The organism is Desulfothermus sp. (assembly GCF_053993635.1).
In genome coordinates this window covers 1-15,587 of sequence record NZ_JBMYBT010000104.1, presented here as the reverse complement: position 1 = coordinate 15,587, position 15,587 = coordinate 1, and the positions used below count along the sequence as shown (strand labels likewise).

15 protein-coding genes, 1 tRNA gene and 1 other RNA gene are annotated in these 15,587 nt (G+C 37.2%); 3 read left to right on the top strand and 14 right to left on the bottom strand.

Annotated elements, in window-relative coordinates:
* The coding region (locus ACY2V1_RS07895) for a glucokinase (RefSeq protein ID WP_461834252.1) at positions 1 to 816 on the top strand (816 nt) is incomplete at its 5' end.
* A gap of 4 nt (positions 817 to 820) precedes the next feature.
* Here the strand turns inward: ACY2V1_RS07895 and folE2 are convergent.
* From folE2 to ACY2V1_RS07875, 4 genes are all read right to left on the bottom strand, one after another.
* Positions 821 to 1,597, bottom strand: a complete 777-nt coding sequence (gene folE2, locus ACY2V1_RS07890; protein WP_461834251.1) for a GTP cyclohydrolase FolE2 — start codon at positions 1,595 to 1,597, stop codon at positions 821 to 823.
* Entirely contained in the window at positions 1,597 to 2,016 is a 420-nt protein-coding gene (nikR, locus tag ACY2V1_RS07885; RefSeq protein ID WP_461834250.1) for a nickel-responsive transcriptional regulator NikR, read from the bottom strand. The genes folE2 and nikR overlap by 1 nt, the downstream gene beginning before the upstream one ends.
* Positions 2,017 to 2,394: 378 nt before the next feature.
* Entirely contained in the window at positions 2,395 to 3,927 is a 1,533-nt protein-coding gene (locus tag ACY2V1_RS07880) for a cytochrome c3 family protein (protein WP_461834249.1), read from the bottom strand.
* 528 nt (positions 3,928 to 4,455) lie between these two features.
* Positions 4,456 to 4,827 (bottom strand): hypothetical protein, encoded by a 372-nt coding sequence (locus ACY2V1_RS07875; protein ID WP_461834248.1) that lies wholly within the window; start codon positions 4,825 to 4,827, stop codon positions 4,456 to 4,458.
* 323 nt (positions 4,828 to 5,150) lie between these two features.
* On the opposite strand from ACY2V1_RS07875, the gene rnpB reads away from it, so the two are divergent.
* Positions 5,151 to 5,552: RNase P RNA component class A (gene rnpB, locus ACY2V1_RS07870), an RNA gene on the top strand.
* 20 nt (positions 5,553 to 5,572) lie between these two features.
* Positions 5,573 to 5,821 carry a hypothetical protein gene (locus tag ACY2V1_RS07865; RefSeq protein WP_461834247.1) on the top strand — a complete coding sequence of 83 codons (249 nt, stop codon included), beginning with the start codon at positions 5,573 to 5,575 and terminating at the stop codon, positions 5,819 to 5,821.
* A gap of 14 nt (positions 5,822 to 5,835) precedes the next feature.
* Here the strand turns inward: ACY2V1_RS07865 and ACY2V1_RS07860 are convergent, their stop codons facing one another.
* From ACY2V1_RS07860 to ACY2V1_RS07815, 10 genes are all read right to left on the bottom strand, one after another.
* Positions 5,836 to 7,539, bottom strand: a complete 1,704-nt coding sequence (locus ACY2V1_RS07860; protein ID WP_461834246.1) for a bifunctional sulfate adenylyltransferase/adenylylsulfate kinase — start codon at positions 7,537 to 7,539, stop codon at positions 5,836 to 5,838.
* Entirely contained in the window at positions 7,536 to 7,937 is a 402-nt protein-coding gene (locus ACY2V1_RS07855; protein WP_461834245.1) for a DnaJ family domain-containing protein, read from the bottom strand. The genes ACY2V1_RS07860 and ACY2V1_RS07855 overlap by 4 nt, the downstream gene beginning before the upstream one ends.
* A 12-nt stretch (positions 7,938 to 7,949) precedes the next feature.
* Positions 7,950 to 9,089: a pyridoxal phosphate-dependent aminotransferase gene (locus tag ACY2V1_RS07850; RefSeq protein WP_461834244.1), complete on the bottom strand. Its 1,140-nt coding sequence runs from the start codon at positions 9,087 to 9,089 to the stop codon at positions 7,950 to 7,952.
* A 4-nt stretch (positions 9,090 to 9,093) separates the two neighbouring features.
* The gene (gene cysS / locus ACY2V1_RS07845) at positions 9,094 to 10,551 is read right to left on the bottom strand and encodes a cysteine--tRNA ligase (RefSeq protein ID WP_461834243.1); all 1,458 of its coding nucleotides are present in this window, start codon (positions 10,549 to 10,551) and stop codon (positions 9,094 to 9,096) included.
* A gap of 14 nt (positions 10,552 to 10,565) precedes the next feature.
* On the bottom strand, positions 10,566 to 11,744 hold the full coding sequence (gene ispD / locus ACY2V1_RS07840; RefSeq protein ID WP_461834242.1) for a 2-C-methyl-D-erythritol 4-phosphate cytidylyltransferase: 1,179 nt from the start codon (positions 11,742 to 11,744) through the stop codon (positions 10,566 to 10,568).
* Between the two features lie 11 nt (positions 11,745 to 11,755).
* On the bottom strand, positions 11,756 to 12,481 hold the full coding sequence (locus ACY2V1_RS07835; protein ID WP_461834241.1) for a zinc ribbon domain-containing protein: 726 nt from the start codon (positions 12,479 to 12,481) through the stop codon (positions 11,756 to 11,758).
* Between the two features lie 3 nt (positions 12,482 to 12,484).
* Positions 12,485 to 13,282 carry a Nif3-like dinuclear metal center hexameric protein gene (locus tag ACY2V1_RS07830; protein WP_461834240.1) on the bottom strand — a complete coding sequence of 266 codons (798 nt, stop codon included), beginning with the start codon at positions 13,280 to 13,282 and terminating at the stop codon, positions 12,485 to 12,487.
* A 162-nt stretch (positions 13,283 to 13,444) separates the two neighbouring features.
* Positions 13,445 to 13,517, bottom strand: a tRNA-Ile gene (locus tag ACY2V1_RS07825).
* A 57-nt stretch (positions 13,518 to 13,574) separates the two neighbouring features.
* The gene (locus ACY2V1_RS07820; protein WP_461834239.1) at positions 13,575 to 14,144 is read right to left on the bottom strand and encodes a class I SAM-dependent methyltransferase; all 570 of its coding nucleotides are present in this window, start codon (positions 14,142 to 14,144) and stop codon (positions 13,575 to 13,577) included.
* Between the two features lie 113 nt (positions 14,145 to 14,257).
* A partial coding sequence (locus ACY2V1_RS07815; RefSeq protein ID WP_461834238.1) for an AAA family ATPase occupies positions 14,258 to 15,587 on the bottom strand: 1,330 nt, incomplete at its 5' end.

Here is a 15,587-nt window from a genome sequence, read left to right as displayed (position 1 = left end):
TTACAATTAAAAGACACAGCTTTTAAAAAAGCATTGGATATATGTGACATCACAGTTATTGCAGTAGCAGGCCCAGTAATAGACAACATATTTTCATCACCACCTAATATTAAATGGAACATAGATTTAAGAACAGTAGTTAGTAAAGGGATATTAAAAAATTCATATCTTATAAATGACTTTGTTGCCCAGGCATATTCAATTTTAACTCCTGCGGGAAGAGATGCAACAAAACTATGTGGTCCAAATTCTAAAGATACCACTATTATAAGCATAATTGGAGCTGGCACAGGACTTGGGAAAGCAATGCTTATACAAAGAGATTCCCATGTTTTTGCATTGCCATCTGAAGGGGGACACTCCTATTTTCCATGTATTAACAGGAAAGAATATGAATTTTTGGAATTTTGCAGAAAAAAAACAGATCTTTTGCAAATAACAGAAGATATTGTGGTATCTGGCAGGGGAATTGAATTAATACACTATTTTTTAACAAATGAGTATTTGTCATCAGAGGAAATAACTAAAAATTTCAAAAAATATGATGAAACCCTTGAATGGATAGCCCGATTTTATGGTAGGGTTTGCAGGGATTTTGCTTTAAATACCTTGTGTTTTGGAGGACTCTATATCTCTGGTGGACTTGCGGCCAGAAATCCAGAGATAATCTATCATCCTTGTTTTATTGAAGAATTTTTCGCATGTGAAAAAATGAGCCACATTCTCAACCAAATCCCCATCTATCACATCAAAAATCAAGATATAGGGCTTTGGGGTGCTGCTTTTTATGGGATGCAAAACATAACCCTATCTTAACACATCAGAAATTAGGTCTAGATTCTATACACGCATATGCATTGTGATTATGGATAGATTCATGGCTTTCCACTTCCACTCTAAACCACTTAATAAGTGGGTGTTTAGAAAGTTTAGCAGCCACTCTCCTAACCACATCTTCTACAAAGACTGGGTTTGAAAAGGCAGATTCTGTAACATACTTTTCATCTACCCTCTTTAATAAGGCATATACAGGTGAAGATGCAGACGTAGTTGCCATTTCAATTAGATCTTCAACCCACAAAAGTCCCTCAAACTGACATCGAATCTTTACCATAGCCCGTTGACTGTGGGCACCATTGTCACTAATTGCAAGGGAACATGGACAAACTGTCATTACAGGCACTGTTACCTCCAAAAACATGGTAAGTCTATCATCTTGTAATTCACCTAAAAAGGCACATTGATAGTCCATAAGCGCCTTAATACCACTTTTGGGTGCACGGTGTTCACAAAAATATGGAAAAGATATTGAAAGATGAGACTTTCTTGCCTTTAATCGTCTTTGGATATGGGTTAGGAGTTCTTTAAAGCTATGATAGTCTAGCACCCCAGACCATTCTTGCAGTACCTCAATAAACCTACTCATGTGGGTGCCTTTGAATTCAGAAGGTAGATCTACATATAAATTGACATTGGCAACTGTGTGTTGGATACCATTATTTTTTTTTCTAACTACCAGGGGATATCTTAGATCCTTGACACCTACCCTATCGATTGGAATTTGAACCGAAGGAATTTTGCTCTGAACATCTTCCATTATACTAAATCCTTACCAGTAGTTGAAAGGTTAAGGCTCCCATATTTTACACCTCTTGTGGATTGAAGCCTCTGGGAAACTTCCTTTATCCTTTTAACAGGCCCCCTTAATATTAAAACCTCCATACAATTGTGGTGATCAATATGGACGTGAAGAGAAGTTATTATAATATCCAGGGATTTGTGTTGAATTTCAGTCATTTTTTGTGATAAATCGCTTACATGGTGATCGTAAATAAGGGTAAGGGTTCCAGTTACTTCTCTATTTTCATCTTCCCACTCTTTTTGAACCAGCTCTTTTCTAATCAGGTCTCTAATAGCCTCTGACCTTGTCTGATAGCACCTCTCTTCACACAATTTATCAAATCTTTCCAACAATTCAGAATCCAAAGATACACCAAATCTAATTGTCTGTCCCACCTTGTCTTCCCCCTAGTTTGATTTATTTAAAAAAATTTACAATCATTACAGATAATTAAAAAGTATTTTTTTGTTTTTTAAATCACACGACTACTTTATTAAACAATTTTTTTCATGTTTGCAACAAACACATAAACCCAAGAGCAAATAGTAATACTATCTCCATTTTTATATCTTTATTCTTCCCAAAAATAACAGTAACCCTCGGTGAATTTGTAAAGGCAGTATTTATGGTCCAATAAAAGAAAAAGGTTATTCACAAGGGGAAATGCATAATCGGTATTGGTAACTCTATTGTAACATAGACGGCTTTCAATTCCTCATAGGTATGCTTTAAACAGGGACACGGGAAATCCCGTGCCCTGATTGGTTCGATTACTACTGATTGAACCGAAAGGACTTCCAGAGTATAACTGAACCAGCCAAAACTACGGCCACCAGAGCTCCCAGGTCGTGGAGAGCAAAAGCCACCTGACGCAAATTTCCATTATCACAGAAGAGAAGCACCCCACCTGTGACGGCTTGGTAAATTATAATAACAATGCCCAGGACAAAAGCCAGCCCTTTTTCACTCCTAACGACCCAAAGATAAATAGCAGCCAATAATCCCAATATACCTGAAACCTTGTGTATGGAAGCTATATGTCCCAGAGTGGCAGTAGAGATGAATCTCCCCAAAATTACGTTTATAGCAGGACCAAAGAGAGCCACAATAAGTATCAAAAGCATGAGCCGTCCTGTGGAGTAGGCAGGGATAATGGAAAGGGCTTCAAGGTCAAGACGCAGGCCACAGAAGGCCATCCATAATCCAAGCAAGATAAAGACCACAACAATGCCATAATAGAGAACCGGCTCCAAAATCTCCTGACGGAAAGCCCCTGAATTCACAGCCAGCTTTGAATAGCCAAGGAGTTTGTAGTTTGGTTCAAAATGAAGCTTTCCCTGGGCGTCCCACAAGTCTACAAGAACAGCACGATTGAAAAACAAGGAACCAAAACTATGACACTCAGTGCATCCCTTTGCCCCCAGAGCTGCTTTAGCAGGATAGATATCATGGGAATATTTGAACACAGAGGCATAAGGAGTAGCTTCCCATGGGAAATGATCAAGCTTTCTCCAGTGTTCCCCATCTTCCGTGTAAGAAGCATCCTTCACCAGTACCACTTTATCCTGGTTTGAAAGCTTTCCTAAAGATTTAAGATAATACCCTACCTCTTTTAACAAAGCCCTCACCTCACCAGGACGGTTTACCTCAACCACTCCATCGCTGTTGTCGTCTTTTATTTCGCTTAAAGCAGGAAACTTCTCAGGATTGTTCACATGAGCCTTCCACATCTTGAAAAAATCCACCATAAACACCATGTCTATACCCTGCACCCGTGGCCTAACAATGCCTACCCAGATACTATGGACCCGGTTCACAGGCCATATCTTTCCTTTGTACCACACCTTAACAGGGGTGTAAGTGAAGACGCGCTGAAAGGTATTCTCTTCTCGGTGAAGTTCTCCATAATAATTCCAAGGTTTTCCATCGGGTCCGTAAAAGGTCCAGATATGTTTGGGAGGAGGATAAATTCCAGGGGCAGGATTGTAATGAGTAGCGTCCTGAATAAGTGCAGCCTTCACGTCCCTAAATGGGACATGACAAGTTTGACATGCGAGCTTTTCCAAGTGGCGTGGCGGCAATCCCTTGTGCAGAGCTTTAGGTGCTCCTTGAAGTCCTTGACTATGGCAATCCATACATTCTCTAACGCTATTGTCTAGATCGTCACGAACAAAATCTCCAGGATCATCTCCTTTGCCTATTTCATGTTTCTCCACATCAGAAATCCTTTTGTCTTCGGCCTGACTACCTGCTTTATGGCAATCCACACACCTCAAACCAGCTCGGGCATGGACATCATCGCGCATCTTGTAACTAGCTCCCCTCTTCTTGTAATCACTCTCCGTGTGGCAGAAGAGACAATTTTCCCTGGGCACTTCCCTAACTATAGGCAGTTTTACATGGCCCTGAGAATCAAAAAACTTCAGGTTATAAACCACCTTTGGGATTTCACCCTTCTTAACAGACCCTATTACTTTAGCCAGACCTGCTCCAGCCGTGGCTGCCCAGCGAAAGTTAAAGAGCTTTATCTGGCTTACCCGCTCTTCATAATGATATGACGGCAGATGGCAGAGAAGACAATCTGCCTCCAGCACTCCTGTCTTGCTCCAAAGGGCCTTAAAATAATCACCGTCAAAATCATTATCCCCCGCTGGTTTGTAACCCCTCTTTTTCATGTACTCATCATACCTATGGTCTTCCCTGTCAATCTCTAATGGCCCCCCTCCAGGGTGACACTTTCCACAGGCCAATACAAACTTGAAGGAGGTGAGGTCAATAACCTTGGCCGATGCATTCTTCTTTCCCGCTAACTGGGGGAACAATGGCGCAGGGCTTCACCAGCGTCCGCCATACTGCCCGGGTGACTTGACCCAAGGATAACGTTTGGCCATCCACAAGGGGACTTTCTCACCCCTGCCCTGTTGAAAGTGGTAAGCAGAAGTAATGAGCTTATAGTCATGGCAGGCGCCACAGGTCTTTTCTGGACTATAGGGTTCATTCGCATTCTTGCCGTGGACAGGATCAATAATTCTACCTTGCTCGTCCCTGAGATAAAAAGGGGGACACACTCCAAAGAACCTCCTGATCTGTAGTTCTTTTTTACTCCTCTTGGCTACCTCAGGGGTAAAAGTTACTCCATAGACCAAAAAAGGAAACAGGAAAATCCCCACCATCACCAGTGAAAAACTCCTCTTCCATCTCCTCATGATCTCCTCCTTTTACTTTAAAGTGGATACTGTTGTAGATCTGCATTCACTTAGAGTAAAACCTTTTTTGTCTTTTTTAAGTCAAAAAATTCTTTTTAGCTATATCCTTTTCTTTAATCATTCTCAACATGAAAGATCAGCTAACAGTTATATATTACAGCAATTCTCGGTGAGAATAGAAAGGTATAACTTGCGGTGCAATAGGGAATAATGGCATAAAAACTATAAAATGCTGTAATTTCTTTTTCACCGAGAAAAAGCTGCAAAAGCTACTTATTTCTTGACAAGAAAAAAAAATAATAAGATAAAAAAATGAAAAATTCAGGAGTTGGAGGGTCGTCGCTCCCAGAATTTTTCTGGGAGAGGAAAGTCCGGGCTCCACAGGGCAGGACGCTGGGTAACGCCCAGAGGGAGAGATCCCTGGAACAGTGCCACAGAAAATAGACCGCCCCATACCCACTTTGGTCAAGACTAGCCTCTATATAGAATTTAATCTATCCCAAAGTGGGTGTGGGGTAAGGGTGAAACGGTGAGGTAAGAGCTCACCAGCTGCTGTGGTGACACAGCAGGCTAGGCAAACCCCGTCTGGAGCAAGACCAAATAGGAAGGCATTTTGGACTGGCCCGGTCCACGCCTTCGGGTAGGTCGCTTGAGGCAGGGAGTAATCTCTGTCCCAGATGAATGACGACCTAAAACAGAACCCGGCTTACTCCCAACTCCTGGAATTAAAATCCAGGAGACCTATATGAATATATTATCAATATTTTTACCTATTCTTGCTATAGTAGCAACATTATTTGTTGTGTTTAAATCATTCACATCTAAATCCCACCAAACATCAAGACCTTCATATATTGTGGAGGAAAGATATCTAGACGAGGATCTCGATGACATTGATGATGTTATGGATTATGACGACGATGATGGGGAGGAGGAAGAAGATAATGATAGCAGTGACGTAAGTTGTGATTTTGACTCAGATGATGACGATTAATATTGAGCTAACAATTACTTTATATACCCCTGCTCTTCTAAATACAAAATAATCTGTTGAGCTGCCTCCTGGGGTGTTAGTTCTGTTGTATCTATTGTAATTTCTGGATTCTTAGGTGGGATATAGGGATCATCAACTCCTGTAAAATTCTTTATAAGTCCTTTTTTTGCCTTCTCATACATACCTTTTCTATCCCTTTGCATGCACACATCAAAAGGAGTTGCAACATGAACCTCTATATATCCACCATATCTACTAATAAGTTCTCTGTTATATCTTCTTGATTCTTCATATGGTGCAATTGGGGCACAAATAGCTATCCCCCCATTTTTGGTAATTTCACTGGCAACAAAACCAATTCTACGTACGTTTATTTCCCTGTGTTCCTTTGAATATGTGAGTTCTGAAGAGAGATATTTTCTAACAATATCTCCATCTAAAAGCGTAACTGGCCTATCCCTAAGTTCCATAAACTTTACATACAATATCTTAGCAATAGTGGATTTTCCTGCACCAGGAAGACCTGTTAAAAATACAGTAAAACCCTGTTTGTGTCTAGGAGGATAGGTGTGTTTTAGCTCTTGTACAACCTCTTTAAAGGAAAACCACTCAGGAATTTCTAAATCATACTCAAGCCTGCGCCTCAGTTCAGCAGAAGAAAGTCTCTTAACATTCATGCCTTCTTTTACTTCACTCTCAGGAATATATCTACCTTCATCTTCAAAATACACCATTGGAGTAAGAGGCACCATTTTTATACCAATTTCATCTTCATATTCCTTTACCTTTTCCTGAGCAGCACCTAAAGGATAAAATAGGTTTGTATTGTTACCTGAATGCATAAATGGATCAGCATGGTCTGGGGCAACTAAAAAATGGGTACACCCATAATTTTTTCTAATTATGGCCTGTAATACCGCTTCTTTAGGACCAGCCTTTCTACTTGCAAATGGAAGCAAGGCCAGTGTTATAATGTTTTTTGGAAAATGTTTTACAAAAGCCTGGTAACACCTCACCATTGTAAAGTGATCTAAATCTCTGGGATCTGGTATACCCACAACAGGATTTAAAAAGATAGAAGCATTTACTTCCCTTGCTGCCTTTAAAATCATCTCCTTATGGGCACAATGCAGGGCCTTTTCTGTATGAAAGCCAATTACATTTCTCCATCCCATTGAAGAAAAAAACCTGTGTACCTCTGATGGTGGCTTTCTTAGTTCTACAAAATCGTAGTGAATGGGAAGGGAAATTCCCTCAAGCCTTCCACCTAAATAATATTCGTGGGTTTCATGATAAAGAGTAAAAACCGAAGGATGTTTATTTTCATCTTCAGTTCCATATATCTTTTTGGCCTCATATCTTTTGTCTGGACAATATATATCCTCTACATGAAATATTGCCAGCAAAAATCCTTCACCATCAAGTAGCGCCAAAGGCTCTCCAACTGAAATCTTATCAACCACCTTTTTTGGCACGTCCAAACAAATGGGAATTGGCCACACAGTTCCATCAGTGAGCCTTTCATTTTCCAATACTGAAATATATTCTTTTTCATTTAAAAAACCTTCTAAGGGATAAAATGCCCTATTTAAAAGTAGTTCTAGATCACAAAGTTGCCTTTCATTTAAGCTATATGTGGGATATTTTAAAGAATCTTTTTTAAGCTTTTCTACACGACGAAAATGTACAAGTAAGCTTTCAGAATATTCATTATTCATTTTGTCTTCCTTTTATTTTTTACCTTTATCCTCTCAACTACCTTTTTATAATATATTTGATCTAATTCTAAATAAACAGGAGTCTTTCTCTTCATATTTATCTTTGATACAATTAAATTTAATTTCTGCACCTTTTTATATACTTCCTGTTCATCCTCACAATTTTCTAACATTGAACATATATTTTGTACCTCTTTTCTCTGTTCTATCTCTGGATGAGTGTAACCAGCATTTTTTAGTATTCTATATACAAGTCTATATTCAGGAGGGATGTGAGAATCATCATCTAATTTAATAGGTTTACCTTTTCCAGGCAGTGAATCAAATTCCCCATTTTTCATGGCTTCTTTTATCTTTTTCTCGGCAATCATCTCAATGACTGCAAAATAATTGTCCATGAAAATGCCCTATCAACCATTTAAATATTTATCAATTCTATCCATTGCCCTTTTTATATTTTCCAGGGAGTTGGCATATGAAAATCTAATAAAACCTTCACCATTTTGTCCAAAATCAATTCCAGGAGTTACACCTACATGACTATTTTTTAAAATATCAAAAGCAAATTTATATGAATTATCTGTAAATTTTTTTGCATTGGCAAACACATAAAATGCACCTGTTGGCTCAACCATTATTTTAAAACCAATATCCCTTAATCTTTTTATCATATATCTTCTTCTCTCATCATAAATCCTTCTCATCTTTAATACATCTTGTTCTGCATACTTAAGCGCAGCTAAAGCTGCATATTGAGCAATAGAAGATGCACATATAAATAAATTTTGAGCCAAAGACTGGATACACCTCACAAAATTTTTTGGAGCAATTAAATAACCAAGTCTCCACCCTGTCATTGCGTATTTTTTTGAAAATCCATTTAATACAAAGGCCTTGTCAGTAAATTCCAATATTGTGTGTTCCTTTCCCTCATATGTAAGACCGTGATAGATCTCGTCTGATACTACATAAAGTCCTAAATCAGCAATCTCTTCCATATTTTCTTTTGAGAGAAGAGTGCCCGTTGGATTTGCAGGAGAATTTATTAATATTGCCTTGGTATTTTTTGTAATGTTGTTTTTTATATCTTTTATATTGAATTGAAATCCATTATCTTCATAAACCTTTAAATGTTTTGGAATCCCCTCTGAAAATTTTATAAAGGTATCATAACATGCATAAGAAGGGTCAGATACTATAACTTCATCTCCATTATCTAACAGGGCTCCAAAACTAAGCAGCATGGCAGGAGAAGTACCTGAGGTAACAATTATTTGATCTGGATCAATGTCCACATTGTAATTTTTCTTATAATCCCTGCAGATATCCTCTCTAAGTTCCCTTATTCCCAGGCTATGGGTATATTTAGTCTTACCTTCATCAATGGCCCTTTTTGCAGCTTCCCTGATACAATCTGGAGTATCAAAATCTGGCTCACCCACCTCTAGATGGATAATGTCAATGCCCTCTGCTTCCATCTTTTGGGCAGCCTCTAGCACTTCCATCACCATAAATGGCTTAATCTCTTGAATCTTTTTACAGAGTCCCATCTTCTTACTCCACATCCCAATTTGTTCCTGTTGGCGTATCCTTAACTATTACACCCAGCTCAGTTAATTTTTCCCTTATCTCATCTGCCTTTTTAAAATCCTTATTTTTTCTTGCCTCAATCCTCTGTTTTATGAGCTCTTCTACTAGTGATATGTCTATATTTTTTCTCTTTGCCTTGTGTTCTTTTAATTTTTGTAGAAATTCTTTTGGATCTTTATAAAAAACCCCAAGCACCTTTCCCACATCTTGTAATTTTTCATATAGCTTTTTCAACACATAAACACTATTTCTGGATTTTTTAAAACCCTTTTCCTGGGTCAGCCTATTTGCAATTTTAATTACATTAAACACATATCCAAGTGCTTCAGCAGTGTTTAAATCATCTTCAAGGGCGGCTTTCCATTTTTGTTCAAATTCATCTACTTCTTTTACTATTTCCTCGGGAATCTTTGTATCTTTAGATGGATTTTTATCAAACAGCTCGACCATAGCGAGTTTTGCTTCATAGATCTTTTTTAGCCCTTTTTCAGCTTCTTCTAAATTTTCAAAAGAAAAATCCAAAGGGGTTTTATAGTGTTTTGTTAAGAGAAAAAAGCGCAGCACTTCAGGTAAAAATTTATCAAAAATATCCTGTAAAGTAACAAAATTACCCAGGGACTTAGACATCTTTTCTCCCTTTACCTGCACAAATCCATTGTGTACCCAGTAATTTACAAATTCAACATCCCTGGCAGCAACAGTCTGGGCACGCTCATTTTCATGGTGAGGAAAAATAAGGTCCTGTCCACCTCCATGTATGTCCAATGGAAGGCCTAGATATTTTTCACTCATTGCTGAACACTCTATATGCCATCCAGGCCTTCCCTTTCCCCAAGGGCTATCCCACCAGGGCTCCCCAGGTTTTGAACCCTTCCATAATGCAAAATCCAGGGGATCTTCTTTATTTTCTGACACCTCAATCCTTGCACCAGCCCTTAGTTCTTCAATATCTCTACCAGATAATTTTCCATAACTATCAAAGGACCTCACCCTGAAATAGACATCTCCATTCTCTGTAACATATGCATGTTTTTTATCTATCAAAATTTTGATTAGATCCTGCATCTCTTTTATATGTTCTGTTGCCCTGGGTTCATATGTTGGCCTTAATATATCCAATTTATCCATATCTTCATAAAAGGCCTTAATAAATTTTTCTGCCACTTCCTCACATGTTAAATTGGTCTCATTTGCCCTTTTTATAATCTTGTCATCAATATCTGTAAAATTTCTAACAAATACTACATCATATCCAAGATATCTAAAAAAACGAACTAACACATCAAATACAACTGCAGCCCTTGCATGTCCTATGTGACAATAGTCATAAGCTGTTATTCCACAAACATACATATATACTTTACCAGGTTCTCTTGGGACAAATTTCTCTTTTTTTCTTGTCATACTGTTGTAAAGATACATAAAAACTCCTATTTTTACTTACTAATTCTCTTTTTTCCAAATACTATGGTCTTTACCTTAATACCTTTTTTTTCTCCAGTAAATCCCAGACCTTCTTCTGTTGTTGCAGAGATATTTATCTGGTCCATAGTAATTGATAAAAGATGCGCCAGATTCTTTTTCATCTCCCTCTTATATGGACTGATTTTAGGCACCTGACATATTATGGTTACATCAACGTGTTCTATTGTAAAACACTCTTTTTTTGCAATTTCCATAACTTCTGACAAGAATATCATGCTGTTTAAATCTTTAAATCTATCATCTGAATCAGGAAATAGATCACCAATATCCCCCTTTGCAAGACATCCAAGTATTGCATCCACCAGGGAATGGACAACCACATCACCATCTGAATGGGCTATAATCTCTGGTGCCTTTGGAATTTTCACACCTGCAAGTTTAAGTGGTTTACCAGTACCATACTTGTGTACATCATATCCAAAACCAACACAATTTCTAACCTGTTCTTTTTCCATAATAAACTTTAAATCTTGAGGATTTGTTATTTTTATATTTTGGGGATCTCCATCAATTATTTTGACATCGCACCCCAAGGCCTCGACTAAGGAAGCATCATCTGTCCCTGTAATATTGGTTTTTTTAGCATATTCATGGGCAGAAACAATGAGCTGTTTTGTAAACCCCTGGGGAGTCTGAATTGCCCTGAGTTTTTCTCTAGGAAGGGTGGTAACACCACTCTTTGATACTAATTTTATGGTGTCATTTACTAAAATGCCTGGAATTACTGCATCAACACCATTTTTTAATTCAAAAACTATTCTATTTACAAGCGCACTGGTTAAAAAAGGTCTGGCACCATCGTGGATAAGAACATGTGTACAATCATAGGGCAAGGACATAAGACCCTGATACACAGAATCCTGTCTTCTCTCACCACCGTGGGTGATTTTATATTCCAAAAGAAAATGGTCTTCTAATGCATACTTTTTGATAGATTCTGTGAGATAGGGGATATCCTCTTTTGGAAAGACAAATACTACACCTTTTATAGAGGGAATATAAGATAGTGGAGAGGTGCTATGCCAGAAAAGTGGTCTATTATTAAAAGATAAATACTGTTTTTTTTGGGATATGAATTTTTTTAAACGACTACCCTGCCCTGCTGCTACTATAACAACCCATATATTCATTGACGTATATTTTATTCAACTTCAAAGTGATTTTTCCAGTAAATTAGCCTCTGACAATTGGGACAACTTAGGATCTGGAGACCTTTTTGTAATTCAATATATGTCTGGGGAGGGATACTTATGTGACATCCAGTGCAGATAGAATCTTCAACTGGAACTATCACAGGATTGCTCAATCTCGCCCTTATAAACTCATATCTACTCAAAATAGGTGGAGGTATTTGTTTGGCAAATTCAGCCCTCTTTTCTTTCAACTCTTTTATACGGGACTCACACCTGTTGATAATTTTATCTAAAGCGTCTTCCTTTTGTTGAAGTTCCTCTGATATTTTTGAAATCTCTTCATTTAGGGCATCCAAAAGTCGCTGCTGGGTATCTAGCTCTTCCTCAAGGGTCAATTTTTCTTCTTCTTTTAACCTGCTATTTTTCTCTAATGTATCTATTTCCCTCATTATGGCATGGTATTCTTTACTATTTTCAACCATCATAAGCTTATTTTTACTTTTTTTTAGCTTGGCTTGATCCTCTTCTAATTCTTTAGTCAACTTTTCGTCCTGTTCCTGTAAGATCTTGAGTTTTTCTTCAACTTGTTTTCTCTGATTTTCTTGAATTTCCAACCGCTCTTTAAGTGTCTCAACTTCTTTTGGGGCAGCCTCCAGGGTCTTTTCAAGGTCCCCCATCTCCTTATCTATGTCCTGCAAAATAACCAAACTTTCTATTTGTTTTATATAACTCAATTTTTATACCTCCTTGATAAAAATTGGCTCCCTTCCTGGGAAAAATTTTATCTCTATATCATGGGCTATTAAATCCTTTTTTAAATCCTCAGCCCAGGTCTTCATCATAATTTCCTCTAAAATAAAATGACCCACATCAATAGTATATCCCAATTTCTCAATTTCTTGAGCAAGGTGGTATTTTATATCCCCTGAGATATACACATCAGCCCCAAGTAAAAAACCTTTTTTTCCAAGGGACATACCTGAGCCTGTACAATATCCTATCCTCTTTACCCTATGAGGCTCTTTTCCAATAACAATGATATTTTTTCTCTGCAATACACTATTTATCTTTTCCATAAAATGTGAAAAGGGGATCTCTTGTTCAAGATCCCCTATAAGTCCAAATCCCAACAAATCTTCGTCGCTGGTCCCTTTGATGGGCTCAATGGGTTTTATGTCTTTTAATTCTAAATATCTCCCAAGCCAACCACTGGGACCTTTTAAATTTACATCCAAAGAAGTATGCGCACAATAGAGCCATATACCCCTCTTTAACAATTGTCGCAAAACTTTGGTATATTCATCGTCTCGATTGGGTAGCCTTGGGGATAAGACAAGGGGATGATGAGTTAAAATAAAATCAGCCCCCCATTTGTCTGCTTTTAACACTATCTCATAGGTGGGGTCTAAAGATAGGGCCAGTTTTTTAATCTCCTTTCTCTCCCCTATGACATGCAGGCCAGATATATCCCATTCTGATGCATAGGCTGGATTGGCAACTGATTCTATTTTGGCAATTAAATTATCTACATCCACGTCATTATCCTAAATTAAGTGAGTAAAAATTTACAAAACAATATAATAACACGAGATATTTTGGATCAAAAATAAAAAGGCTTCCTTAAATTTTTAAGGAAGCCTTAACTTGCTGAAAAAATTATGATAAACTGTTCATTTCCTCAATTTTTTATCTTTTGATGGGCCTACCAGGACTTGAACCTGGGACCTTCCGGTTATGAGCCGGTGGCTCTCCCAACTGAGCTATAGGCCCATCGCAGTGACAAGAATTACTAATTATTTTTTTCTCTAAAAAAAGTCAAGGATTTTTTTAATTCTCACCCCCAACTAAAAAGAATTTTGGAAGTTCCTCAAATATAAAAATATTTTTAAAATCAACTAGTTCCATCTGATTTTTTACTATATCTGGAGTGTATCTAATATTAATTGGTGGACCTTCCTTCATTTCTTTCTTTTTCCAATCAACTACAAAGATCTTTCCTCCCTTCCTTAAAATTCTTTTGCATTCTTTTAAAATAGCTATTGGGTTTTCAAGCTCGTGGTGTAGTGCTATCATAAAACATAAATCAACACTTTTATCTTTTAAGGGGATGGATTTTTCTCCACTTAGAACAGGAATAATGTATGGATGTTGAGGAACCAGATTATCCTTGATCCACTTAACCATTACAGGGGATATATCACAGGCATAAGCCTTTTGTACATTCAGGATTTCAGCAAACTTCACTGTAAAAAAACCTGTGCCTGCACCCACATCTACAATGGTCTGAACATTTTTTAAACCCAACAAATTTACAATTAATTCTGGGGGAATATCCTCAAGCCGCCTGGGATTATTTAAGACTTCTAATTTTTTTGGATCAAATTTTTTCTTTTTCATATTTTTTCATTTAATGGGTTCATTGGTGAGGATACACTTCTGAAAAAATTATCAATTATCTCCCGCCACTTTCAGGCTATTTGACCCATTTTGAATATAACTTCTATTTCTATTTATACTTTATACTTTAACCACTTAAACTCTGATATATTCCTTTCTTTACTATCAAACTTTATACCTATTAAGTATATCTCCTTGCCCTGTGCATCATATTTCTCATAATATCTCTTCTCTATTATCTGCTTTATTGGCTCTTCTTTACTATCCACCTTAAACTCTATAATAACAACCATTGAATCTGTCTTTATGGTTAAGTCTATGCGACCCTTGTTTGTGGTATCCTCTGCTACTGTCTCATAACCCAATGCCTTTAAATAAACATATATCACACTGCTATAATATCCTTCATAGCGAGATATTACATTATTTACATAATTTTCATATGGAATCGAAGAAAATATGGATTTTAATATTTGTTCAAATTTTTTAAAGTCCCTGTTATCCAGGGCTGTTAAAAGTCCTTCCTCGTATCTCCTCTTTGTATGCCTTTGATTTGTCAAATAATCTATAAACAACTCATATAATGAAAACTGTATCTCCAGATTAGGAACACATAAAGTATAATTTATACGCCCAAATTTATCTGTTATCTTGTTCTTAAATGTAAGATACCCAGTTTGCCATAATAGCGCCAATACATCTATATACTCCACATCAAAGACATCTAACCCCTCTTCTGATATGGTAGCATTGTCTAAATCTGGAATATAATAGTTCTCTTCCCTTAGCTTATCTATTAAAAATGAAGGATTTCCTGTACTCCACCAGTAATTCCTGAATTCATAGCCATTGGATATAAATAAAAGTATGTCAAAGGGATTATATACCTTTTCTCCAAAATAATTATAGCCATTATACCACATCTTTACCTTCCCGAGATCCACCCCCTTTAGATGCTCTCTAAACACTGTCTCTAAATCATGGTGCGTATAACCACATATCTCTGCATACTCTTTGCTTATTGTGATATCCCTTAAGTTATTTAAACCACTAAACAGGTTCAATTTGGAAAACTTGCTCACACCTGTTATAAACACAAACCGTATGTACTTATCACTATCCTTTATTACACCATAAAAATTCCTCAATATACTCCTGGCCTTTAACGCCATCTCAGGATTGGTTATATTATCCAATATGGGCTTGTCATATTCATCTATTAATATCACTACCTTGCTTTTATACTTTTTATACGCCCTCAATATCAGTTCTGCAAAACACTCGTCCCTGTGCTTATTTTTACACTTGATATCAAGCTCCTCTTGATTTCTATCCAATATGTAATTTATCTTCCTGTATATTGTCTCCTCTTCTGCAAAATCTCCACTTCCAAAACTTATCCTTATCACAGGATGGGGAACAAAATCATATTTGTCATAAATA